At 32.9% G+C, this 24,093-nt stretch carries 20 protein-coding genes and 1 pseudogene; 7 read left to right on the top strand and 14 right to left on the bottom strand.

Annotated elements, in window-relative coordinates; all coding sequences use genetic code 11:
• Positions 1-24: 24 nt before the first annotated feature.
• The 3 genes from uvrC (at position 25) to NAB20_RS04310 (ending at position 5,612) form a co-directional block, all read left to right on the top strand.
• Positions 25-1,815 carry an excinuclease ABC subunit UvrC gene (gene uvrC / locus NAB20_RS04320; RefSeq protein WP_105195209.1) on the top strand — a complete coding sequence of 597 codons (1,791 nt, stop codon included), beginning with the start codon at positions 25-27 and terminating at the stop codon, positions 1,813-1,815.
• Positions 1,816-1,819: 4 nt separating this feature from the next.
• Positions 1,820-4,066, top strand: a complete 2,247-nt coding sequence (locus tag NAB20_RS04315) for a patatin-like phospholipase family protein (protein ID WP_375605578.1) — start codon at positions 1,820-1,822, stop codon at positions 4,064-4,066.
• A 97-nt stretch (positions 4,067-4,163) separates the two neighbouring features.
• Positions 4,164-5,612 carry an amino acid permease gene (locus NAB20_RS04310; RefSeq protein WP_375605577.1) on the top strand — a complete coding sequence of 483 codons (1,449 nt, stop codon included), beginning with the start codon at positions 4,164-4,166 and terminating at the stop codon, positions 5,610-5,612.
• An 834-nt stretch (positions 5,613-6,446) separates the two neighbouring features.
• Here NAB20_RS04310 and NAB20_RS04305 read toward each other — a convergent pair.
• On the bottom strand, positions 6,447-7,799 hold the full coding sequence (locus NAB20_RS04305; protein ID WP_127823442.1) for a saccharopine dehydrogenase family protein: 1,353 nt from the start codon (positions 7,797-7,799) through the stop codon (positions 6,447-6,449).
• A 121-nt stretch (positions 7,800-7,920) separates the two neighbouring features.
• Between NAB20_RS04305 and NAB20_RS04300 the strand changes: the two genes are divergently transcribed.
• Both NAB20_RS04300 and pckA read left to right on the top strand, forming a co-directional pair.
• Positions 7,921-8,307, top strand: a complete 387-nt coding sequence (locus NAB20_RS04300; RefSeq protein WP_105195137.1) for a DUF423 domain-containing protein — start codon at positions 7,921-7,923, stop codon at positions 8,305-8,307.
• Positions 8,308-8,375: 68 nt separating this feature from the next.
• Positions 8,376-10,001 carry a phosphoenolpyruvate carboxykinase (ATP) gene (gene pckA / locus NAB20_RS04295; RefSeq protein WP_105195138.1) on the top strand — a complete coding sequence of 542 codons (1,626 nt, stop codon included), beginning with the start codon at positions 8,376-8,378 and terminating at the stop codon, positions 9,999-10,001.
• A 47-nt stretch (positions 10,002-10,048) separates the two neighbouring features.
• On the opposite strand, the gene dusB is transcribed toward pckA, so the two are convergent.
• The gene (gene dusB, locus NAB20_RS04290) at positions 10,049-11,029 is read right to left on the bottom strand and encodes a tRNA dihydrouridine synthase DusB (protein WP_088394013.1); all 981 of its coding nucleotides are present in this window, start codon (positions 11,027-11,029) and stop codon (positions 10,049-10,051) included.
• A gap of 276 nt (positions 11,030-11,305) precedes the next feature.
• Between dusB and lepA the strand changes: the two genes are divergently transcribed.
• Positions 11,306-13,102 carry a translation elongation factor 4 gene (gene lepA, locus NAB20_RS04285; RefSeq protein WP_105195139.1) on the top strand — a complete coding sequence of 599 codons (1,797 nt, stop codon included), beginning with the start codon at positions 11,306-11,308 and terminating at the stop codon, positions 13,100-13,102.
• A gap of 338 nt (positions 13,103-13,440) precedes the next feature.
• On the opposite strand, the gene NAB20_RS04280 is transcribed toward lepA, so the two are convergent.
• The 5 genes from NAB20_RS04280 to NAB20_RS04260 all read right to left on the bottom strand — a co-directional run bounded on the left by NAB20_RS04280 (position 13,441) and on the right by NAB20_RS04260 (position 19,505).
• Entirely contained in the window at positions 13,441-13,818 is a 378-nt protein-coding gene (locus NAB20_RS04280; RefSeq protein WP_375605576.1) for an immunity 22 family protein, read from the bottom strand.
• A 9-nt stretch (positions 13,819-13,827) separates the two neighbouring features.
• Positions 13,828-14,103, bottom strand: a complete 276-nt coding sequence (locus NAB20_RS04275) for a hypothetical protein (protein WP_375605575.1) — start codon at positions 14,101-14,103, stop codon at positions 13,828-13,830.
• Between the two features lie 1,250 nt (positions 14,104-15,353).
• Positions 15,354-16,172, bottom strand: coding sequence for a tyrosine-type recombinase/integrase (locus NAB20_RS04270; RefSeq protein ID WP_088397421.1), 819 nt, complete (start codon positions 16,170-16,172; stop codon positions 15,354-15,356).
• Complete coding sequence (locus NAB20_RS04265) at positions 16,172-16,999, bottom strand: tyrosine-type recombinase/integrase (RefSeq protein ID WP_060383631.1); 828 nt, start codon at positions 16,997-16,999, stop codon at positions 16,172-16,174. The genes NAB20_RS04270 and NAB20_RS04265 overlap by 1 nt, the downstream gene beginning before the upstream one ends.
• A gap of 121 nt (positions 17,000-17,120) precedes the next feature.
• Positions 17,121-19,505 carry a CHC2 zinc finger domain-containing protein gene (locus tag NAB20_RS04260; RefSeq protein WP_375605554.1) on the bottom strand — a complete coding sequence of 795 codons (2,385 nt, stop codon included), beginning with the start codon at positions 19,503-19,505 and terminating at the stop codon, positions 17,121-17,123.
• A 142-nt stretch (positions 19,506-19,647) separates the two neighbouring features.
• Here NAB20_RS04260 and NAB20_RS04255 point away from each other — a divergent pair, with 142 nt between their 5' ends.
• Positions 19,648-20,013, top strand: a complete 366-nt coding sequence (locus NAB20_RS04255; protein ID WP_375605553.1) for a helix-turn-helix domain-containing protein — start codon at positions 19,648-19,650, stop codon at positions 20,011-20,013.
• Between the two features lie 123 nt (positions 20,014-20,136).
• On the opposite strand, the gene NAB20_RS04250 is transcribed toward NAB20_RS04255, so the two are convergent.
• The 7 genes and pseudogenes from NAB20_RS04250 to NAB20_RS04220 all read right to left on the bottom strand — a co-directional run bounded on the left by NAB20_RS04250 (position 20,137) and on the right by NAB20_RS04220 (position 23,958).
• Positions 20,137-20,580, bottom strand: coding sequence for a hypothetical protein (locus NAB20_RS04250; protein WP_097609400.1), 444 nt, complete (start codon positions 20,578-20,580; stop codon positions 20,137-20,139).
• On the bottom strand, positions 20,580-21,038 hold the full coding sequence (locus NAB20_RS04245; RefSeq protein ID WP_375605574.1) for a hypothetical protein: 459 nt from the start codon (positions 21,036-21,038) through the stop codon (positions 20,580-20,582). Before NAB20_RS04245 ends, NAB20_RS04250 begins: the two co-directional genes overlap by 1 nt.
• Positions 21,039-21,080: 42 nt before the next feature.
• Positions 21,081-21,161 (bottom strand): annotated as a pseudogene (locus NAB20_RS04240) (RhsD protein); the annotation flags it as partial.
• 159 nt (positions 21,162-21,320) lie between these two features.
• Positions 21,321-21,848 (bottom strand): DUF4303 domain-containing protein, encoded by a 528-nt coding sequence (locus tag NAB20_RS04235; protein ID WP_375605573.1) that lies wholly within the window; start codon positions 21,846-21,848, stop codon positions 21,321-21,323.
• An 18-nt stretch (positions 21,849-21,866) separates the two neighbouring features.
• Entirely contained in the window at positions 21,867-22,535 is a 669-nt protein-coding gene (locus NAB20_RS04230; RefSeq protein ID WP_375605572.1) for an RHS repeat-associated core domain-containing protein, read from the bottom strand.
• A gap of 442 nt (positions 22,536-22,977) precedes the next feature.
• A complete protein-coding gene (locus NAB20_RS04225) occupies positions 22,978-23,406 on the bottom strand; it encodes a hypothetical protein (RefSeq protein WP_375605571.1) in 429 nt (142 codons plus the stop codon).
• A 6-nt stretch (positions 23,407-23,412) separates the two neighbouring features.
• Positions 23,413-23,958 (bottom strand): HNH/ENDO VII family nuclease, encoded by a 546-nt coding sequence (locus NAB20_RS04220; protein ID WP_375605570.1) that lies wholly within the window; start codon positions 23,956-23,958, stop codon positions 23,413-23,415.
• Positions 23,959-24,093: the final 135 nt, after the last annotated feature.

The raw sequence follows: 24,093 nt of genomic DNA, 5'->3' as shown, positions 1-24,093 counted from the left end.
TAAACCAGACCTATATTATCTTACATGAGCTCTTCACTTGAACTTCAAATTCAAACATTACCCGATCAACCAGGTGTCTATCAATATTTTGACAAAGAAGGAAAGATTTTATATGTTGGAAAAGCAAAAAACCTAAAAAAGCGAGTTTCTTCCTATTTTACCAAAACACATGATACAGCCCGAATTAATGTTTTGGTAAAAAAAATAGTAGAAATTAAACATATAGTGGTTCCAACTGAAACAGACGCTTTACTATTAGAGAATAATCTAATTAAAAAACTACAACCTCGTTATAATATTAATTTAAAGGATGACAAAACATATCCTTGGATCTGTATTAAAAACGAAGCTTTTCCTAGAATATTTCCTACTAGAAGAATGATTAAAGACGGATCAGAATATTTTGGCCCTTACACTAGTTTTAAAACGGTAAATACTATTTTAGAACTCATCAAAGAACTTTATCCTTTGCGTACTTGCAGTTATGACTTAAGTCAGTCTAATATTCGATCTGAAAAATTTAAAGTTTGCCTTGAATATCATATAGGTAATTGCAAAGGCCCTTGTGAAGGTTACGAAACACAGGCTCATTATCATCAGCAAGTAAATGCTATCAGAGAAATTTTAAAAGGTAATTTTAAAGATTCATTACGGGACTTTAAGAAAATGATGCAGGAATTAGCGATGGACTTGCGATTTGAAGAAGCTCAAAAAATAAAAGAAAAGATAGAAGTTTTAGAAAATTACCAAGCGAAATCTACTATTTTAAATCCTAAAATAACTAATCTTGATGTTTTTTCGATTATTTCCGATGAAACAATGGCTTACATCAATTTTTTACAAATATCACATGGTGCCATTATTCGATCTCACACAATGGAAATTAAAAAGAAATTGGAAGAAACGGATTTGGAACTTTTAGAGCTAGGCATTATTGAATTACGCGAACGTTTTCATTTAAACGCTAAAGAAATTATCGTTCCTTTTGAAGTAAATTTAGGTGATAAAATAACCATTACAATTCCTAAATTAGGTGATAAAAAACAAATTTTAGATCTTTCCGAACGCAATGCAAAATATTATCGTTTAGATCAATTAAAACAAATTAAAATAGTAGATCCTGAAAGACACACAAATAGACTAATGGCTCAAATGCAAAAAGATTTACGTTTAGCCGTAGAACCTCGTCATATAGAATGTTTTGATAATTCTAACATACAAGGTACTAATCCTGTTTCTGCTTGCGTTGTATTTAAGAATGGAAAACCTAGCAAAAAGGATTATCGCCATTTTAACATTAAAACAGTAGAAGGCCCTAATGATTTTGCTTCTATGGAGGAAGTGGTATACAGAAGATATAAACGTTTATTAGAAGAAGAAGAGCCCTTACCACAACTCATCATAATTGATGGAGGAAAAGGCCAACTCTCTTCTGCTTTAAAAAGCTTAGATGATTTAGGTTTAAGAGGCAAAATTGCCATAATAGGTATTGCTAAAAAATTAGAAGAAATTTTTTATCCGGGCGATTCTATTCCTTTGTACCTTGACAAAAGATCAGAAACACTTAAAACGATACAATATTTACGGAATGAAGCCCACCGATTTGGTATTACTTTTCACCGAGATAAACGAAGTAAAAATGCTATACAATCAGAATTAGAAACGATTCCTGGAATTGGTGAAAAAACAAGGGAAATTTTACTAAAACATTTCAAAAGCGTAAAAAGAATTAAGGAAGCTACAGAAAAAGAAATCTCTGATATTATAGGACTTTCAAAAGCCAAAAAAATTCACGAATTTTATACTAAAAAATAGCTATATGCTTAATAAAAAATCTACTAATTACTTAGTAATTCTACTTTCGAGTAGCTTTTTATGGTTCCTTATATGCACTATTATCTTTAACGTCCCCATTTTCGCACAAGACCTTAGTAAAAAACCAAAAATTGGTCTTGTTTTAAGTGGAGGTGGCGCTAAAGGCTTGGCTCATATTGGCGCATTAAAAGAAATAGAAAGAGCAGGAATTAAAATAGATTATATAGGCGGTACCAGCATGGGAGCTATTATAGGCGGATTATATGCTTGTGGATATACAGCACATGAACTTGATTCTATTTTTAGCGAAACAGATCCTGATTCTATCTTACGCGACAGAATACCTAGAGACAATCAAACTTTTTACGAAAAATACAACAATGAAGTATATGCCGTAACACTTCCTTTCCAGAAATTTAAAATATCAGTTCCTAAAGGAATCTCAAAAGGTCTTTATAATTTTAACTTAATCAGCAAATTAACCCATCCTTATCGCCATATTACAGATTTTAGCTTATTAAAGATCCCCTTCTTATGTATTACTACAGATCTAGAAACAGGTCAAGAAATAGTTCTAAAAAAAGGAAACCTACCATTAAGTTTATCTGCAAGTGGTGCTTTTCCTTCATTATATTCTCCTGTACAAATAGAAAATCGTTTCTATATAGATGGCGGAGTAACAAACAACTTTCCTGTTGAAGAAGTCAAAAAAATGGGAGCTGATATAATCATAGCTATAGATGTACAGGATAACCTAAAAGACATTGATAATATTAGTGGGGCTACGGGTATATTATCTCAAATATCAAACTTTAGCACATTACAAAATATTGAAAAGAAAAAACAATTAATTGATATTTACATCAAACCAAATATTAATCCCTACTCCGTTATTTCATTCGAAGAAGGTAAAGACATCATACAAACAGGCGTAGATGCCTGTCAACCACATTGGGAAAAATTAAAATCACTAGGTATAATTCATATCCCACCTATTTTAAAAAAAGAAAAAGAAAGTATACTAAATATAAATGGTATAGGCATTGAAGGTTCTAAAAACTATACAAGAAGTTATTTTTTGGGAAAATTACGCTTTCTTCCTGAAAACAAAATTACATACAATCAATTGCATTCAGGACTAAACAATCTAAATGCCACACAAAATTTCACATCTATTACGTATGAATTTATACGTAACAACAATAAAGACGATTTAATTATTAATGTGGTTGATAACCCTATTAAAACATATCTCAAATTAGGATTACATTATGATGATGTTTTTAAATCCGGAGTCCTATTTAATATAACCCATAAAAATTTAATTTTCAAAAATGATGTGGGCTCCTTAGATCTAATACTAGGAGATAATACACGATTTAATTTAGATTATTATATTGACAATGGGTATCGTTGGAGTTTTGGATTTAAAAGTAACTACGACCAGTTTAATAGAAATAGCGAAGTAGATTTTAAGGGAAATAAATTAATAAATCATATTCAAAAAAATTCAGTCGAAATTAGTTATAAATCACTATCTAACAAAACGTACCTACAAACAATTTTCGCACAAAAATTTTTAATCGGAGCAGGAATAGAACATAAATACATAAATATAACTTCTAACTCAACAGGTAATCTTCCTTCTCAATTAGATAAAAGCCACTATTTAAGTGCCATAGGATTTATGAGATTTGACTCATTTGATAACAAATATTTCCCTAAATCAGGTTGGTATTTTTTTGGTGATATTAACAGTATTTTTCATTCGTCAAATTACTCTGGTGATTTTGAAAAGGCTTCATTATTTATGGCAGATATGGCATACGTAAAAACTTTTTGGAATCACTTTTCAATAAAAATACAATCCGAAGGAGGTTTTACCATTGGCAAAAAACTTAATAATATTAATGAATTTATATTAGGTGGTTATGGATTTCATCATTTTGGAAATTTCAGACCTTTTTTAGGATATGATTTTTCATCAAAAAGCGGAGACAGTTATGTAAAAGGAAGTTTAAGTTGTGATTATATATTTTACAAAAAGCACCATCTTAATTTTACCGCTAATTTTTCAAATATAGGAAAAAAGATATTTAATGATGGCGAATGGATTACAAAACCCGACTATACTGGATATGGTATAGGATACGGATTAGAAACGCTTATTGGCCCAATTGAAATTAAACATTCTTGGTCTCCTGAAACCACTAAACATTATACTTTTTTTAGCGTAGGATTTTATTTTTAATTTTTATGTTAAAGATTTCTATAAAATTTATTTTTATTGGTTTATTATTCTTAAAAAAGCTATTTTTGGAACGATATAAACCAAACTTTTAAATTTTATGTCTATTTGGAAAAGAAAATCTATTGATCTTTTATTAGCTGAAGCTTCTGATTCAGAAAAAGGTCTAAAAAGAACGTTGTCTTCGGGTGCATTAGTTGCCTTAGGAATTGGAGCCATTATAGGAGCAGGCCTATTTTCATTAACAGGTATTGCTGCTGCTGAAAATGCAGGTCCTGCAGTAACTCTATCCTTTGTTTTAGCTGCAATTGGTTGTGCTTTTGCTGGACTATGTTATGCAGAATTTGCTTCAATGATTCCTGTTGCAGGAAGTGCATATACTTATTCTTATGCTACTATGGGCGAATTTATGGCTTGGATCATTGGATGGGATTTGGTTTTAGAATACGCATTGGGTGCCGCTACAGTAGGAGTAAGCTGGTCGCGATATTTTTTAGAATTATTAAATAAATTTGGTATTCACCTACCCCATAGTTTGATATGTTCACCTTGGGAAACACTAAAACTAAGCGATGGTACAACAATAGAAGGAGGAATTATTAATCTACCCGCTGTTCTTATCGTTTCATTACTTTCCCTATTGTTAATTAGAGGCACCAAAGAATCTGCCAATCTAAATAATTTTTTAGTAATCCTAAAAGTTACTGTTGTTATACTTTTTATTATATTGGGTTGGAATTACATTAATCCTTCTAATTATAGCCCATACATTCCAGAAAACACTGGAGTTAAAGGTCATTTTGGATGGTCAGGTATAGCCGCAGGTGCTGCAACTGTCTTTTTTGCTTTTATAGGTTTTGACGCTGTATCTACAGCAGCACAGGAAGCAAAAAACCCTCAAAAAGGTATGCCAATAGGCATATTAGGTTCATTAATTGTATGCACAATATTATATGTTCTTTTTGCTCATGTTATGACAGGTTTAGTTCCTTATTATGAATTTGCTGGAGATGCAAAACCTGCTGCAACTGCATTTGCAAAAACACCTTACACTTTCTTACAAACTGGCTTAATAGTTGCGGTACTAGCAGGTTATACTTCTGTTATGCTCGTTATGCTAATGGGGCAAAGTCGTGTATTTTACACCATGAGTAATGATGGTTTATTACCTAATTTTTTTGGCACTATCCACCCTAAATACAGAACACCTTGGAAAACAAACATTTTTTTCCTAGTATTTGTTAGCATTTTTGCAGGTTTTGTTCCTGTATCTGATTTAGGTCACATGGTAAGTATTGGCACCTTATTAGCATTCGTATTAGTTTGTATAGGAGTCTTAGTAATGCGTCAAAAAATGCCTGAAATCCCGAGAGCCTTTAAAACACCATTAGTCCCTTTTGTTCCAATAGCAGGCATCCTAGTTTGTCTTTACTTAATGTATTCACTACCACTTGAAAGCTGGATGCGTTTAATTATTTGGATGGCACTAGGTATTATTATATATTTTATATACGGCAAAAAAAATAGCAAACTCAACAATAAAGAATAACAACTATTTATTTTAAATAAAAGCCTTCTATTTAAAGAGCAAACTTTAACTAGAAGGCTTTATTTTATAGAGAAGTATCATCTAAAAAAATAATCATACCATTTAAGGTGCAAATTTACTATAATAACAGCGTGTAATACCTCTTGATTCGTGTATTCTGTAGTGAGTTTGGGTTTAGATAATTTCAAAACAAAAATGGGATACTATTTTTCTCTTGCCAATCCCTCCTTATTGCCCATAACTTAATCCTTACGAGAAAGTCTGGCAATGGATGAAAGATAAAATTGCAATGAAAATTGATGATACTCTAGCCGACTTAAACCAAAAATGGAAGAATTAATCAAAAATATCGGATAATAAAACAATTAAGTCTATAACGGGTTATCCGTTTTACTTAAATACTTTTTTACAGTATTTTTAAACCCAGATTACGCATTAGACTTCGTTGTGAAACAAAATTTTTCAATAAATTCAAGTGCTCACGGAAAATTTTAGAAGAAGAAATAGTGAACTATTTTGATGATTAAAATTTGAGTACCTGCTTGAATTGGAAGAAAAATAAAGTGGAATAGATTTACTTCGTCTATTCGCTACGCTCGGGTCTAATGCGGAATCTGGGTTAAAGTTTAAATGGTATTATTTTTTTGCCACATAATCCCAAATTCAGCATTAGAAAGCCTATCGCATAATCTAACTTGAAATTTCTTTTATTTTAGTAAATAAATCCGAAAAAATAAATAAAAAAGAAGGCGTCCAAAAAATAAAGAATCAGCGCTTCGTTGATCATGCCTTTATTTTTTTAGGACACCTTCTACAAATAAGTAGGTAGGCAGATTAATTATAACCTTTGTATGGAACCTCTTTTTCTATAAAAACAACACCATATTCTTCTAATTCTTTTAATATAGGTGTATAAACTTCTTTTTTAATAGGTAATTGTACACCTGGTGTTGTAATATTACCATTTAAAATTTGCAACGTTGCCATTGCTACAGGTAGTCCTACTGTCTTAGCCATAGCAGTATAGGTTTGGTCATCCCCCAAACAAACCATAGTAGCATCTATTTGTTTGCGTTCTCCGTTTAATTCATATCCAAATTTATGATACATTACAATCATATCCTTATCATTTGATTGTAATGTCCAAGAATCTGTTAAAATTTTTTCTAATGCTTGTGCTGGTGTAGCATTTTTAATACCCAGTATTTTTTGATTACTGAATAAATCCAACTCCACTAATTTGTCCCACATAACATCGTCTTGATCTATTTTTAGTTGATGGCGTAATTTTATTTCAACAGAATCAGTTGAATGATAAGGTAAAAATAAGTTCACAAACTCACGGTAGCTCATTTTTTCAGAATCATCAATCATATAAGTATCGTCTGTCATACCTAATTGAACAAACATATCCCAAGCTTTAGAATAACCTACGCGGCGAATAGTTCCTCTATAAAGAGTTAAAGCATCATCTAAATTATAAACACTTCTATATTTTAATGAATCGCGATTCGCATAGCCTTCAAAACGACCAAATCCATCAATTTCTAAAAACTCGGTTCTACGAAATAGTTTATTATACGGTATATATTTATAAGTTCCTTCTTGTATAAATTTAGCTGCTCCACCTTGACCTGCTAATACAACATTTCTTGGTGCCCAAGTAAATTTGTAGTTCCAAAGGTTATTATCACTTTCGGGAGCTACCAAACCTCCACAAAATGATTCAAAAAGAATTATTTTACCTCCTTGATCACGAATTTCATCTAACACTTTCATAGCACTCATGTGATCTATGCCAGGATCTAGCCCTACTTCATTCATGAATACTAAACCATTTTCTTTTGCTTGTTCATCTAAAGCTTGCATAGCATCACTAATGTATGAAGCTGTAACCATGTGTTTTTTGTATAGGATACAATCTTTCGCTACTTCCGCGTGCATGTGAGCGGGAAGCATTGAAATTACTATATCTGCTTTTTGAATTTCGGTTTGTCGCTGATTTGTATTATGAATATCTAAGGCAATAGGAGTGGCATTTTTATGGCCTAATGTTTTACGTTGTGCTAATTCCAATGATAAATCACCAATGGTAAGATGTAAATCTTCGCTTTCAGATTTTTCTAAAAGATATTTTATTAAAGAGGAAGCAGAACGACCTGCTCCTATAATTAGTACATTTCTCATTTTGGGTTTGATAAAAGATCACACAAATTTAATGAAATGATATTTTTTTAAAAGCGAAATTTATAAAATAATATGATTTTTTACCATTACTACATTAAATTTGAAAAAAAAATACACATAAATGGATAAAAAAATTCTATTAACCGCTTTACTTTTTGGAGCAGTTTCAATTATTTTAGGAGCCTTTGGAGCACATGCTCTTAAAAAAATTTTAAATTCAGATCAATTAGTTTCTTTTGAGGTTGGAGTACGTTATATGATGTATCACGCCTTCTTTTTATTGTTTTTAGGCACCACAAGCATAATCTTACCTGAACAAAAAAATGTGATTTTTAATTTAGTAGTAGGAGGAGTCCTATTTTTTTCCGTATCTATTTTTTTGCTTTCGACACAATCTATTACAGGTTTAAACTTCAAATTTTTAGGCCCTATAACGCCTGTAGGAGGAGTATTGTTAATATCTGCTTGGGTTATCGCATTTTATTACATTTTTACAAAAAAAATGTAAACTATGAGTCTATTTAAATAATATTTATACTTTTGTCGTTAAAATTGAACACACACATCATAAATTTTATGGAAGCATACACACCACCTACGAAAACGATTTCGTTAGATCAATACGGAATTAGTGGCGTTAAAGAAATTGTATATAATCCTACATACGAATTGTTGTATCAGGAAGAATTAAGCCCTGAATTAGAAGGTTACGAAAGAGGGCAGTTAACTGAATTGGGGGCAGTTAATGTAATGACAGGTGAGTTTACAGGTCGTTCTCCTAAAGATAAATATATTGTTAAAGATGCCGTAACAGAAAACACGATTTGGTGGACTTCTGAAAAAGCTGTAAACGATAATAAACCTATCAGTACTGATACTTGGGCTGCTCTAAAACAAAATACAGTTGAGCAATTATCAGGAAAGAGACTTTTTGTAGTTGATACTTTTTGTGGCGCTAATGAAAATACACGATTAAAAGTTCGCTTTATCGTAGAAGTAGCATGGCAGGCACACTTTGTAAAAAATATGTTTATTCGTCCAACCGAAGAAGAGTTAGCAAACTATGGGGAACCTGATTTTGTGGTAATGAACGCTTCAAAACGCGGTTTTGCAGATTATAAAGCACATGGTTTAAATTCTGAAGTATATATTGCCTTTAACTTAACAGAAAAAGTACAATTAATTGGAGGTACTTGGTATGGAGGAGAAATGAAAAAAGGTTTATTTTCAATGATGAACTATTATTTACCTCTTCAAGGAATGGCCTCTATGCACTGCTCTGCAAATAAAGGAAAAGATGGTGATGTAGCCGTATTTTTTGGTTTATCAGGAACAGGAAAAACAACTTTATCTACAGATCCTAAACGTGAATTAATTGGAGACGATGAGCACGGGTGGGACAACGATGGCGTTTTTAACTTTGAAGGAGGTTGTTATGCAAAAACAATTGATCTAAGCAAAGAAAATGAACCCGATATTTTTGGAGCAATTAAACGGGATGCCTTATTAGAAAATGTAACGGTTGATGTTGATGGTAAAATTGATTTCAAAGATGGTTCTGTAACACAAAATACACGTGTTTCATACCCTATTTACCACATTAACAATATAGTAACACCTGTATCTAAAGCAGGACATGCTACTAAAGTAATTTTCTTAACAGCAGATGCTTTTGGTGTAATGCCTCCCGTTTCTAAATTAACTCCTGAACAAACAAAATACTATTTCTTATCAGGATTTACAGCTAAATTAGCCGGTACTGAAAGAGGCGTAACACAACCTGAACCTACTTTTTCAGCGTGTTTTGGCAAGGCTTTCTTATCTTTACATCCTACAAAGTATGGTGAGGAGTTAGTAAAAAAAATGGAAGAACATAATGCCAAAGCTTATATGGTAAATACAGGTTGGAATGGAACAGGAAAACGTATTTCTATTAAAGATACACGAGCTATCATTGATGCTATTTTAGACGGTTCTATTGAAAATGCTGAAACAACTGTTGTACCAGTATTTAATTTTGAAGTTCCTACCGCATTACATGATGTTAATTCTGAAATTTTAGATCCTCGTAATACTTATGTTGATGCTTCAGAATGGCAAGCTAAAGCAGAAGATTTAGCAGGAAGATTCATTAAAAACTTTATTCAATACACGGATAATGAAGAAGGAGAAGGTTTAGTAAAAGCAGGTCCTCAGTTATAAATAATAATAAAATAGGCTCTTCAAAGGAAGAGCCTATTTTTATTTTATCACTTTGCATACGCCTGAATAATATCCTCAAAAACAACCAACAAATCTTGAAAATTATCAAATGTAACTAATTTGTTACGATACTCTTTAAAATGAGGAATGCCTTTAAAATAATTGGTATAATGACGGCGCATTTCTACAATTCCAACACGTTCACCTTTCCAGTCTATCGACCAAGTTAAATGGTTTTTAGCTGCTTCTACTCGATCCCTAATAGTTGGAGCGTTTAATAATTCACCCGTGGCAAAATAGTGTTTAATTTCATTAAAAATCCAAGGATAACCAATGGCAGCACGACCAATCATGATACCATCTAATCCGTACGTATTTTTATATTCCAATGCTTTTTCAGGAGAATCGATATCTCCATTTCCAAAAATAGGAATATGAATTCTTGGGTTGTTTTTAACACGTGCTATATGTGACCAATCAGAATGTCCTTTATACATCTGCGCACGTGTACGCCCGTGAATTGTCAATGCTTTAATCCCTACATCTTGCAATCTTTCGGCTACTTCGTCTATATTGATAGAAGCGTCATCCCAACCCAAACGAGTTTTTACAGTTACAGGCAAATGGGTGCTATTCACAACTGCTTTGGTTAAACGCACCATTAAATCGATGTCTTTTAAAACCCCTGCACCCGCACCCTTACAAACTACTTTCTTTACGGGGCAACCAAAATTGATATCTAATAAATCAGGTTGTACAGTTTCAACAATTTTAGCGCTCATGGCCATAGCTTCCTCGTCACCACCAAAAATTTGGATCCCTACGGGGCGCTCGTAATCAAAAATGTCTAATTTCTGACGGCTTTTGATGGCATCCCGAATCAAACCTTCACTCGAAATAAATTCGGAGTACATTAAATCGGCTCCGTGCATTTTACATAAACGACGAAAAGGTGGATCGCTTACATCTTCCATGGGAGCTAATAATAAAGGGAAATCGGGTAATTCTATATTGCCTATCTTAACCATCTGACTACATTTTGGCGCAAAATTACGATAATTAACGCAATAGCAAAAGCATATTCCTAGTTTCGGCTTATCAGTGCTTTGAAAATGACGATTTTAAACTATATTTGCATATTAGTTGCGTTAAGGATTGAAGCGGCATCCTTCAAGAAGCATGGTGAAACCAAATGCCTCTTGAAGATAAAGCGGAAAGCCTGACCTGTCGTAGCGAGGCACGAAGCCGACAGGAAACGCCCAAAAAACTGATACGTCAGTTGTGACAAAATGATATTTAGAACGATGAAGAAAATTAGAAATTTTTGCATTATTGCACATATCGACCATGGTAAGAGTACCTTGGCTGACCGTTTATTGGATGCGACACAAACCGTAACGGCTCGTGAAGCGCAAGCGCAGTTGTTGGATAACATGGATTTGGAGCGCGAGCGTGGTATTACCATTAAGAGTCACGCGATTCAGATGGAATATACCTACAAAGGAGAGCAATATATTTTAAACTTAATTGATACTCCTGGACACGTGGATTTCTCTTACGAAGTTTCGCGTTCTATTGCTGCTTGTGAGGGGGCGTTGTTGATTGTAGATGCAGCGCAGAGTATCCAAGCGCAAACGATTTCTAACTTATACCTAGCTTTAGAAAACAACTTGGAAATTATTCCCGTTTTAAATAAAGTAGACCTACCAAGTGCGAATCCTGAAGAGGTGAGTGATGATATCGTAGACTTATTAGGTTGTGATATAGAAGATATTATTCATGCTTCTGGTAAAACAGGTTTTGGGGTTGATAAAATTTTGGAAGCTATCGTGGAGCGTATTCCTGCACCAGAAGGAAATCCTGAAGAACCTTTACAAGCTTTGATTTTCGATTCGCATTACAATCCGTTTCGTGGTATTGAAGTAATTTTCCGTGTGGTTAACGGGGAAATTAAAAAAGGGCAGAAAGTAAAATTCATGGCTACGGGCAAGGAATATTTTGCTGATGAAATTGGTACTTTAAAATTAAATCAAGTACCTAAACAAACCGTTTCTACTGGTGATGTAGGCTACCTAATTTCAGGTATTAAAGAAGCTAAAGAAGTTAAAGTAGGTGATACCATTACAGATGCTAAAACGCCTACTACGAATATGATTACAGGTTTCGAAGATGTAAAACCAATGGTATTCGCAGGTATTTATCCTGTAGATACAGAGGATTATGAAGAGTTACGTGCTTCTATGGAGAAATTGCAATTAAATGATGCTTCATTGGTTTTCGCTCCTGAGAGTTCGGCTGCTTTAGGATTTGGTTTCCGTTGTGGTTTCTTAGGAATGTTACACATGGAAATTATTCAAGAGCGTTTGGAGCGTGAGTTTAACATGACCGTTATTACTACTGTTCCCAACGTGTCGTATCTAGCTTACACTAAAAAAGAGCCTACAACACCTATTATTGTAAACAATCCAAGTGATTTACCTGATGCGACTAAATTAGACCGCGTAGAAGAACCTTATATTAAAGCAACCATTATTACCAAAGCGGATTTCGTGGGTAATGTGATGAGTTTGTGTATTGAAAAAAGAGGACAAATCACCAATCAAACATATTTAACTACAGAACGTGTGGAGTTGAATTTTGATATGCCATTGGCTGAGATTGTATTTGACTTTTATGATAGATTAAAAACGGTTTCTAAAGGATATGCTTCGTTTGACTATCATCCAATTGGAATGAGAGAATCCAAGTTAGTAAAAATGGATATTTTACTAAATGCAAACCAATTAGACGCACTTTCTGCCTTGATACATGCAGATAACGCTTATAATATTGGTAAAAAAATGTGTGAAAAATTACGAGAATTAATCCCACGTCAGCAGTTTGAAATTCCAATTCAAGCTTCTATTGGTGCTAAGATTATTGCTAGAGAAACGATTAAAGCACTTAGAAAAGACGTTACAGCAAAATGTTATGGTGGTGATATTTCGAGAAAGCGTAAACTACTTGAAAAACAAAAGGCGGGTAAAAAACGTATGCGTCAAGTAGGTAACGTTGAAATTCCTCAAGAAGCATTTATGGCGGTATTGAAACTAAATGATTAATACGCTCTATTATAAATAAAAAAAGGTGATCCTTTCCGATCACCTTTTTTTATAAAAAGACCCTAAAATAAAGTAGTAGATTGAGAATAAACTTGATTTTTTTAACTCAGATTCTGCGTTAGAAATTTATTACAAATAAAGTTGTTAGATGAACTGGACAAAAACGAAAGAACTTTCATTTACAACATTCTTGACATCGCAATAAGTAAAAAAAGAGTAAAAGATAGCCTTTCTAATGTTTTAGAACGATAAAAATCATTTCCCTTTTTATACAAAAGCAAAAAAGCTGTCGGAATTAACAGCTATTAGTTTTTAATGTAGAAATAAATTTAAGTAAATTAGTCAAGGATAAATTCGCCAATGTACTTTAAGTCATTATAATCTTTGTCAAATTTAGGTGTTTCAATTTCTCCCGAATACCAACAAACAGCATTAGCTGCATTTAAACCCAGCTCATTACATTTTTTTATTACTGTTTCTTTTTCTGATGGATTAATAGGAACGTGTTCTAATATTTCCAAAATGTTAGTATTGTCTGGAAATCTTAAGTATCCAATGAAATCTTCATCATACCATTTTTTACCTATATCTAAACAAAAACCGCATATTTTTTTATTTTCATTTTCTGAATAATCCAATTTAAAATAATTATTAAACTCTTGTTCCGTTTTAGTACTGTTTCCTAACCAAAGGAAAATTTTATCTAAATAATCCATAATTATAATTTATTTACAACTTAATCTCATATGTGCTTTATGATGTCTTGCAATAATTTTTTTCGCTTCAAGTTTGGAGGTCGCTCCTTCTAAATCTTTTATTAGTTTATTATGAAAATGTCTACCTGCTCTACTACCGTGATGAGCTCCATCAGGTAAGACATTACCAGCCGAATCAGTAACACCAGTAAAAGTTATTCTATCTGTATCAACAGTCATCTTTTTTATTTCTTCAGCAGTAAAACCTAATTCTTTGGCTTTAGTTGCTTGAGATACAGGAAACATTTCGTGTTTACCGCCTGGTTTTCTTAAAGCCTCTGAAACAGCATCTTTGTTATTAGCAATATCTTGAACAGAAGCATTATTAAAACATTCATTAAAACCTCCTTTGGGCCAAGGATTTAATCCTAATATATCTGCTTGTGATTACTATCACTTACATACCCATAAAAACGTAGGGTTATTTCCTGCCAGTCCAATAGGCTCTTGAGAGAGATAATACTGCACCACTTTTTGCCCCTCTACAACACACTTTTGAGCCATCGACAGACATCCTTTTGACTCTCGTGGGTACAAGTTCAAAGGTATCAGCAATAGGATTAAAAGCAGTTTTAGCAGTTTCATTATTTCAAAAATAGCTTATTTTTTATTTCATCTGAAAAAAAAAGATTGTTTTTTGATCGATTAAACAAGGCAGATACAAAACTAACTTTGAGTGTTTGCCTTTGGTTTACAGGTGCTTTAGTGTTGTGGTGCTTGTTTTTTTAAACGATTGCTGGGCGATTCATTTGATTTGGAACGATTAACATCCTAAAGCAATCGTTTAAAAAAACGAGCCCTGCGGAGTTTACGGAGCAGTTAACCACTAATCTTACCACGTCTTACCTTTTTAAATTTTTGTGATAAAAACCAAACAAAGATGCGAGGCTAGAAGTCCGTAAGGCGAACTAGACGAGGATTTTGTGCAGGTTTTTGAACAAATAATTTAAAAATGCAAACTCTTGCGAAGCTCCTATTTTCGGGCGGGAGCGTTGGAGAGGGGCTATTTTACATAAATGCCAGTTATAGCTTTCAAGGCGAAGCGAACCCGCAGGGCTTGAACTATAACTGCCAATTATGTAAATATAGCTTTGGGGCGGTTTGAGCCTTGGCAAGCGGTTGTTTTTTTGGTTGGGGAAAGCAAGCGAGTAAAAAAAGGCTTTTTTGTGTGCGAGGGGTTGGGAAAACAAAAAGCCTTTTTTTACTGGCATTGCAGGGGTGGGAAAAACAACGGCTGTGAGGGTGGGGAAAAAACCGCCGGAGCGTTGGGGAGCGTTGGACGGGCGGGTGAAAATACTTGGTGCGAAGCACACCGCTTTTTATATAAAAACAACCAACTAAAATAATTAGTCGGTTGTTTAAGAGGTTTGTTGTTGCAATAGTTCTTTTTCTGCTTTTTCCCTGGTGTTTTGGAGGTTTTCTAAGATAAGTCTTAATTATGACTTTGGCTAAGGATTTGCACCGTTAATAGGCGTTTAGATTTGTTTACCTAAAGTTTATTGTAGTGGATGCAAAAGGTTGATTTTTGCTTTTAGTTCTTCGAACTGGGTAGTTTTATATTGTTGGGTTGTACCGCTTATTTTGTGTCCTGCAAAGACTTGTACTACTCTTACATCGTGCTGTATTAATAAGTTTTTAATGACGCTTTGTCTTATTTTGAGCGGTGTAATTTGTTTTTCTTTTGTTCGAGATTTATTGAGGTATTCGCCAATGTCATTGGTATTGTAGGCTTTGTTGGTTCTTGTGGTAAATAAATAATCTTCTGGCTTTTTTTCTTTGAGGTATTCTATATAATTGATGTATTCTGTACAGAGATAGATTTGATAGGCTTTTAAGGGTAGGGTTCTGTTTTTTAGAGTGATTTCTGCTTTTTCGAGATCGATGTCTTTTACTTTGATGGCTATCAGTTCGCTAGTGGTTAGGGCTTGTTCTATGAGTAAACTCACCATTAGTTTTTTATGTTTGGGGGTTTGTTGGTAATATTCTTCTAATTGTTTGGTGGTGCATAGATTTTGGGTTTTTATGGTTTTGTCTATTTTATCTATTAAAATGAGTTTTTTGATAGGATGATCTTTTCTAATTCCAGTAAATTGTAAATATCTATAATATACTTTGATGCTGTGGAGATGATTGGCTATGGTTCTGTATTTTTTGTCACTTTCTCTAAGGATTTTAAGGTAACGTAATATGTCATTTAATGTAGCTTTTTCGTGATTAATGGTGTGCTGTTGGTACTTCTTGATGCAACAGTATAAACTTTTATGATTGGATGGACTAAAGTGGTTTTGGATATATTCTTTTAAAGTCATCATCATTATAATTTTTTGAGTTGGTATTTACTTATTCTTGTATAAATTTCGGTAGTTTCCATTTGGGAGTGTCCTAAAAATGCTTGTACTTGTGGGAGCTGTACGCCGTTTTCTAGTAGATGTGTGGCGATGGAATGACGCAGACCGTGCAGGGTTATTTTTGCTTTTACACTGGCTTTTAGGGCTAGTCTTTTTAGCATTATTAAAGCGGTGTATCTTTTTAATCTAGTTCCTGCTTTGTTGTATAAAATGGGTTGATTTTTCATTGTGGTGTATTTTATGGTTTCTAAATAATTGATTAGGTCCTGGTTTATTTTTTCACTTACTGGGATGACTCTGTATTTGTTGTTTTTGCCTTTTTGAACTGTTACTGTTTTTTGTATGGTATCGATGTCTTTTACCGTGATTTGTTCCATTTCGAAGGCTCGAAGCCCACAGCCATAGCACAGATGTAAAATGATAGTTTGTTGTAAGTTGGCTTTTGTATAGAGTTGTTTTATTTCTTCTTGGGTGAGTATTTCTCTTTCTGCTTTTGTAGCTTTGGGGAGTTGAAGCTCATAATAATTAAATGGATTTTTTTTAATGAGTTTTTCTCTTTCTAAGTAACTAAAATAATGTTCTATACTTCTATAATATCCCTGTATGGTGTGAGTATTTAATGCCTTTTGTTGATAATAATTAACGTATTTTTTTAGATCCGAAGGTTTGACTTGTTGGAGTTCTTTTTGAGTGATTCTTATAAAATGGTGGATGTTTCTTATTCGTTGTTCGACAGATAATTTATGGTAACCTAGTATGAGTAATTCTTCTTTATACGATGCTTTATGTATCATTGTCCTACACTGTTTTTTAAAATGATGCGCCGATTACTTTTATTCCTTGTTTTACAGTACTTTATACTTATTTTATCGGCTCATTATAGGTATATTCTAGGCTCACTTTAGACTCATTTTACTACTCTTTTAACTTACCTAACATTGTTTGTAATTGTTCTTCGCTCAATGTTTTAAAGTTGTCCCAATGGGCTATTTTGTATTGATTGCCTTTGCCCATTTTACCAATTTTTGATAAATATTCACAAGATACTAAATCAGTTAAATATCGGTTTATTTGCGCTTTACTTAGTGTATAATGGTCTTTGATGTCGAAGCGTGTAAATTTTATATCTTCTCGTTTCTTGTCTTCTTTTTTAGCCTTTTTTTCTGCAAACTTTTTTAAGGATTCGTAAAAGGTTCTGACTTTCCCCTCCAGTTCATCCATTTTTAATATAATACTGTTTTTCATTAATAATAAACCATTGATTACGTCTTCTTTCTCTGCGATTAATTGCCCTTGTGGGGTTTTGTTTCTTTGATACTGATTCAGTAGTACTATTTGATTGATTACCCCCATTACTATATCGTGCATTCGGGTGGGTTTGTGTACATTCTCGGGCAGTTCCACGAGGTTTGCATAAGGGTTTATCACTTCATAGACTTGTAATAATTTGATACATTCTCTTAAAAATAGCCTTATTTGTTCTTGCTCTTGTTTGTTGATTTCGCCTTGATAGACTTTGTTTTTATACTCAATGATTCGTTTGGTTTGCTCCTTGGATTCATCGACCGATAACACTATAATTCTACTCATATTATCCTCGTAGAGTTCGCCTTTGGTGGTGGCTGATAGACTGGCAAAAGATACTTCTACCTCTTTTATTTTACCGTCGGCATTGCCTTTTTTGTCTTTGATAGAAGTCGAGGAGGATAATTTTTTGTTAGAGATCATTTCACGCACTGCCAGTAAAGCTTCTTCTTTTAGTCCGTCTAAATCTTCAAAAACAATAAGCTTATACATAAATTCTCCGTTCTTATAATTATACAAACTACTTTCTGTAACTCGGGTTAAATAAATCACATCTTCGGGCGGTATGAGTAATGCTATTTGTTTGATGGTGTGTGTTTTGCCACTTCCTGAGCTTCCCTGGTATAATACGTGTAAATTGTAATTCATTTTATAGGTGGTTGCTGTTACAAACTGTAATAATCGGTTATCCTCTTCCCCTACAATGCCTATTTTTCCTAGTAAGTCATTGATATTGTGTAATAAATTATGAGCTTTTAGTAAGTCGAGGGGTTTTGTTAATCCTTGTAATGGTAGGACTTTCTTTGGTGTGGATAGAATTGGTTTTACTTCTTGTTCAATTTTTTCTACTATTGCCTTTTCACTACTGCCTATTGCCTTTCTTTTTTCCAATAGTTCCATAAAAATTTCTTTATCGTAAGCGACTAAAAGGCTGTTTACATCCTCATTTTCGGGGGTTTCTACTTTTGTTATTTTAAATTTTAAATGTTGAATTTTAAATTGTTCTGCATACCTGTTTATGGCTTGGTGACCTGCTTTGTCTCCGTCAAAGAAAAATATTACTTCTTCTAATTCTTTTAGGTTTTTGATGGCTTCTAAATGTTCTGGAGTTAAGCCGTTTGTACCATAGCATGCAAGAGCCCCCCAACCCCCAAAGGGGGAGTTAGGGTCGTTGAGTATCGTCAATAAACTAGCACAATCGATGATGGCTTCGGTTAAAATGAGTTTTTTGGTTTCGGGTTTTGGATAATTTGGATATAAGCCCTGACGGTTTTTTAAATAAAAATGTTTGCCGTTTTTTTCGTCTATGCTTCTTAAATAATAGCTTACGATTTGATTTTTGTTATTTCGCAATGGAAAAGCAATACTTTTATTGGCAAAGACTTGATAGGTTACTGCTTCGCCTGTTTGATTGTTCATTCTATTTAAAGGGGTTAGCATCCCTACTTCTAAAGCGTCTTGTATCATTTCCTTTTTTGCTTGTTCGGGGTTTGGTTCGTTTTCAAAACGTCCTGCGTGGTGGAACTGCCCCGAATTAAAACCGACTAATCCTCTTTTTTCTAGTAATGCGGTTAAGTTTCTGCTATGTAAATAGTCTCTTGCTGGTTGACTTAAATACACTGATTTTATAAAGGTTTCGTATAGTTTTTCTAAAAATTCAATTCGTTTTTCTTGATCCATTGGTTTTGTGGTTATGGGTTTGTTTTTTATTTCGGGTGGATTGCCTGCAAGTGCTGTACATTTTAAAAGGGCTTGGTGTTTTGAGAAAGCCTGTCCGCCTGTGGCGGATTCAAAGTCTTGTACAAATTGGATTTGGTCGCCTTTTGCTCCGCAAGCGTGGCATTTGTAAAAATCTTTTTGCAAATTGACTTGTAATGAAGCTGTTTTGTCATCGTGAAAAGGACAGCACAACATTTTGTTTTTGTTTGGTTGTAAGTTGTAATGCTGGAGTACTTGGCTTAAACTTAAAGTTTGTTTGATGTCGTTGATTTGCATTTATAAGGGTTTAAAATATTTTTTGTGTTTTTTTACAATAAAGCAAATGTATTTAAAATTGTATTATTCAGCAAGCATATATTTTAACATTTTTAATTTATGGTGTTATTAGCTAAATTTGTTGTATAAAAAGTCTGTTATTATGAATATAGGGGAAAATATAAAAAGAATACGTACAATGAAGAATCTTTCACAGAAAGAAGTTACTTTAAATGCTAAACTGGATACTGCCCAATATAGTAGGATAGAAAATGGAAAGACAGACCCATCAGTAACAACCCTAGAAAGAATTGCAAAAGCTCTAGGAGTTTCTTTAGCAGATTTATTTACATCAACTGACGAATTGAAAGAAATAAATTCTTTAGATAAAACAATTATGGAAAAAGTTTCTTTGATGGAAAGTTTAAGTGAAAACGAAAAGCAAACTATTTACACTATGCTAGATGCTTTTATAGGAAAGAAAAAATTAAAAGAAACTTTATCTAATGTTCTAAATGATGTTAAATAAAACCAAGAATTAAAACCATTTTTTCATTTTTTTTATATATTTTACAAAAGCAAAAAAGCTGTCAAACGACAGCTTTTTTTGTTTTATTTTACCTCAAAATCAGGAGACTTTGCGGAGCTGGGTTTATTCATACATATAGTTATATCTTGAAGCTAATATTTCTATATAACTATCATATCCTATAATTAAATAATGCTTCAAATTTAAATTTCCTGTTGGATCATAAAGTTTATACTTTGTCTGTAACCATTCAGAATTTTCTACTCTATAAAAACCCGAATCAGGATTGTGATTATTTATTTTCCAATATTCAACCTTTTCAATATCATAATCATCTTTTAAAATCTCAAATTCATTATAATTGAACTCATAAAAATTTAAAGTTGTACATTTTACTTCTGCCACTTTTTCAAAAATAATTTTAATATTAGAATAGGTTTCACCATCTAAATATTGTTTCAAAGTCTGTCCTTCAACATTTACCTTTGATTTGGTTTCGGTGTAGATTAATTCAATATCTGTACAAGATATTTGAAAATCAACTTTTTCTGATATCAATTTATACATTAATTACAATTTTTTATTATTCTTAAAAGTCCTGAACCGTCTTTATTTTTTGTTACAGCAATTGTTTTTGATGGTACAATATCCCCACTTGGTCCTTTTAATCCAAAATCAGATTTTAAATGTGGTGGAACTTTGTCAAAAGGAACCAAAATAGCATTAGTAGGAAATTTACCCGACTCTGCCAAAGCTGCTAATCCTCGATTATTTAAAGTAACTGCCTTGCCCGTTGTTGGGTCAATTGTATATGATATCTGAAAAACATTCGGATCAATTTTATTAGCTTTTAAATCATCAGCAACATCTTTAATTGATCTTCCTCTTATAGCATCATCAGCTTGTGAACCAATATCACTAAAATTTGGACCAATTCGCTTTTGACCAAAATGTAAATCTTTTGGAAAATCTGTAATTTCACCAAATTGAAATGGATCAAATGAAGACAACCCAAACGGATCCACCCACGAATTAGAATCGTGTACATACGCATAGAAAGTTGGGTTATTTCCAGCCAGTCCAATGGGGTCTTGAGAAATATAATTTCCAATAGTACAATCATAATAGCTAAACCTATTATAGTACAGCCCTTCTAATTCAAGATCTTCATACTGTCCGAGTTGTCTAAAAGGGAAATTTAAGATTGTATTTAAAAGAACGTGTAAAAGCTGTCGTAAATGACAGCTTTTTTGTTTTTACTCTAAACCACACGAAAGGATTCGTGCGGTAGCGGTGGGGGTAGAGTCTTAAAATTTACTTCTCCAATTTTGAAATTCTATGGATAATTTGTCATCATTTAGTTTTCTTATCCATTCTATTTCTTCCTCAGCAACAAAGTAATCAGTTGCATAAAAGACAAGTGCAAAATCTTTATTTAAATTAGTAAAATAGCCTTTTTCTTTAATGCTAATTAACGTGTTTACAATTGAGTCAAAGATTTGTTTTCTATACAATTCTAAAGATATTTCTCTTGATTTTGATACATCATACATCATTCTACTTAACGCATCTATTTCTTTACTTTCTACACCTTCTTCTTTCCATTCAGCAGGATACCATTTAAAATATTCTTTATCTTCATTAGGATCTTTATTGATTTTTTGTTCAAGAAATGTTTGAGTATTATATGATATAGAAATACTACTGGCATCACTGTCAGAATATAAACAAAACCCAATTATATCGGTTAAATCTTCTTTTAATTTTATGTTCTCTATTACTCTAATTGTAGAGTTTTCTAATAAATTTTCAAATTGTGATGGATTCAAATTCATTTTACTTTTTTTTAAATACTAACTACAAATACTACCATCAGCAAACATTTTACCCATCTTTTCAAGAGCATCAACGATTGCTTGCCTAGTTCCCTTTTTATCAGCTTCCCTTAATTCGTCTAAAACTTTTTGTGCTGCTTCTTTACTATGGTTTTTGTTAGGTGCCCAAACCAAATTCTCTTTACCTTTTAACCAATCAATATTGTGTTTTTCAAGTATAGATTTACTTTCTTTTAAGATTCCTTGTTGATTAGGATGCCCATTTTTAAAAACAATGTGGTGAGCGTGAGGTCTTATCATATCGGAAGGGGGTTCTGTCCCTGATATTTCCCTAAAATATTTACCCCAATCAACATCTTCACCAGCTAAACCAAATGGGTCAAACCATTTATTCGAATCGTGTACATACCCATAAAACGTTGGGTTATTTCCAAGTAGTCCAATGGGGTCTTGAGAAATATAATTCCCAATAGTACAATCATAATACCTAAACCTATTATAGTACAGCCCTTCTAATTCCAGATCTTCATACTGTCCGAGTTGCCTAAAAGGAATAAAGGATTTTTCTCCTTTTAATTCACGTAAACCTCCGTAAATATCATAATCTGTGCTCCAAACTAAAGAACCGTTTTCGCTATAACATTGTACGGGTCTGCCTATATAATCGGAAATTATACTAAATTGCACCTCTCCTTGTATTTTAGCACTAGGAACAAAGCTATTTTCCTGATACACCCAAGTTACCAGATCATTAATTGCCTCTTTTTGACTTAAATAAACTTCTCCTAATTCATTAACAGAAGTTTCTGCCTCCTGCCCTTTTGAGTATGTCCACTCATGTAAAAGAACGTTTCCATCCCGAAGATAACGATTTGTTTTTTCATTACCAATAATCTTTTTTATTCTCCTTGCTAAAGCAACCTATTTAAATGAATCTTCAAGAAAGGATAAAGTGCAGGAAGTAACAAAGAAAGAAAACCAACCTCAATCGAAAGTAAATTGAAGTTGATTTTCATTTATAATTTCTATGGTTTAAAAATCACTTATTTGTAACATTTTTATTTCTAACCACTTACCTTATAAGGGACACTTTTTTCTAAAAAGATGGTAGAAATAGCAGCTCTTTTTTTTAGTTCAATTCAAAAAAGTCCAAAAGAAAATCATTAAAATTATTCCACTTTTTTGTAAAGTCGTTATTTTTCAATTTTTCAATATTACCACCTTCTATCAAAACAACATTGTCATTTTCAATATTGTATAGCAAATAATCATCAAATTCAAAATTGAATAATGATAAATAAAAATTAGGCACACCTTCTTCTTCTCTTAGGATTTTTATTACACTGTTTTCATAATCTGACAAATCATCAGCTACATTAATAATAAATCCTTCATTACCATTAAATTCGCCTGAATAATTCGCCATTAAATCAATTAAAGCCGAACTTTTGTTGATCCCAGCATCTAAAAGAATTGCTAAAAATTTCTCTTTATATTCTGGTAACAATTCGAATTCATCGTTTTCTTTTAAGTAAGAAACTATTTTACCATCTATCATATTTTTTTATTTACATTTTAACCTTCTTTGTTTTTCCATCTCTGCTCTATGCTTCCAGTACTCTCCTCTATCTTTGTCAAATAATTCTCTGTTGACAGGGTCAAATGGATTAAGTTTACTACCATTTACAGGTGTTACCCTATAAGGATGTAAAGCATTACTATGACCATATTTAGTATGCGTACTTGCTGTTACTTCAAATAAAGGACCGTGAGCTTTTTGTTTAGAATGATGCAGATTAATAGATTTACCATCATTTCCAAGTGGAGCACGACCTTTAGAAGCTAATTCGAGATTTGTTTTACCTGTTTTAGGGTCGACTTTATCCCAATCAATATTTTGCTGATAAACTGTATAAGTATTTCCTGTTCCTGAAGATGGAGCAGTCCACTGAATAGGATTAAAGGTATTTAACCCAAACGGGTCAATCCAACTATTCGAATCGTGTACATACCCATAAAACGTTGGGTTGTTTCCTGCCAGTCCAATGGGGTCTTGAGAGAGATAACACTGTACAACTTTTCGCCCCTCTACAACACGGTTTTGAGCCATCGACAAACATCCTTTTGGCTCTCGTGGGTACGAGTTCCAAGGCATCAGCAACAGGATAAAAAGCAGTTTTAGCAGTTTCATTGTTTCAAAAATAAATCAAATTTTTTATTTCAGATGAAAAAAAAATGGATTGTT

Source organism: Flavobacterium davisii (assembly GCF_042182265.1).
GTDB classification, from domain to species: domain Bacteria; phylum Bacteroidota; class Bacteroidia; order Flavobacteriales; family Flavobacteriaceae; genus Flavobacterium; species Flavobacterium davisii.
The sequence above is the reverse complement of the archived record's forward strand: the minus strand, read 5'-3'. Positions and strand labels throughout refer to the sequence as shown.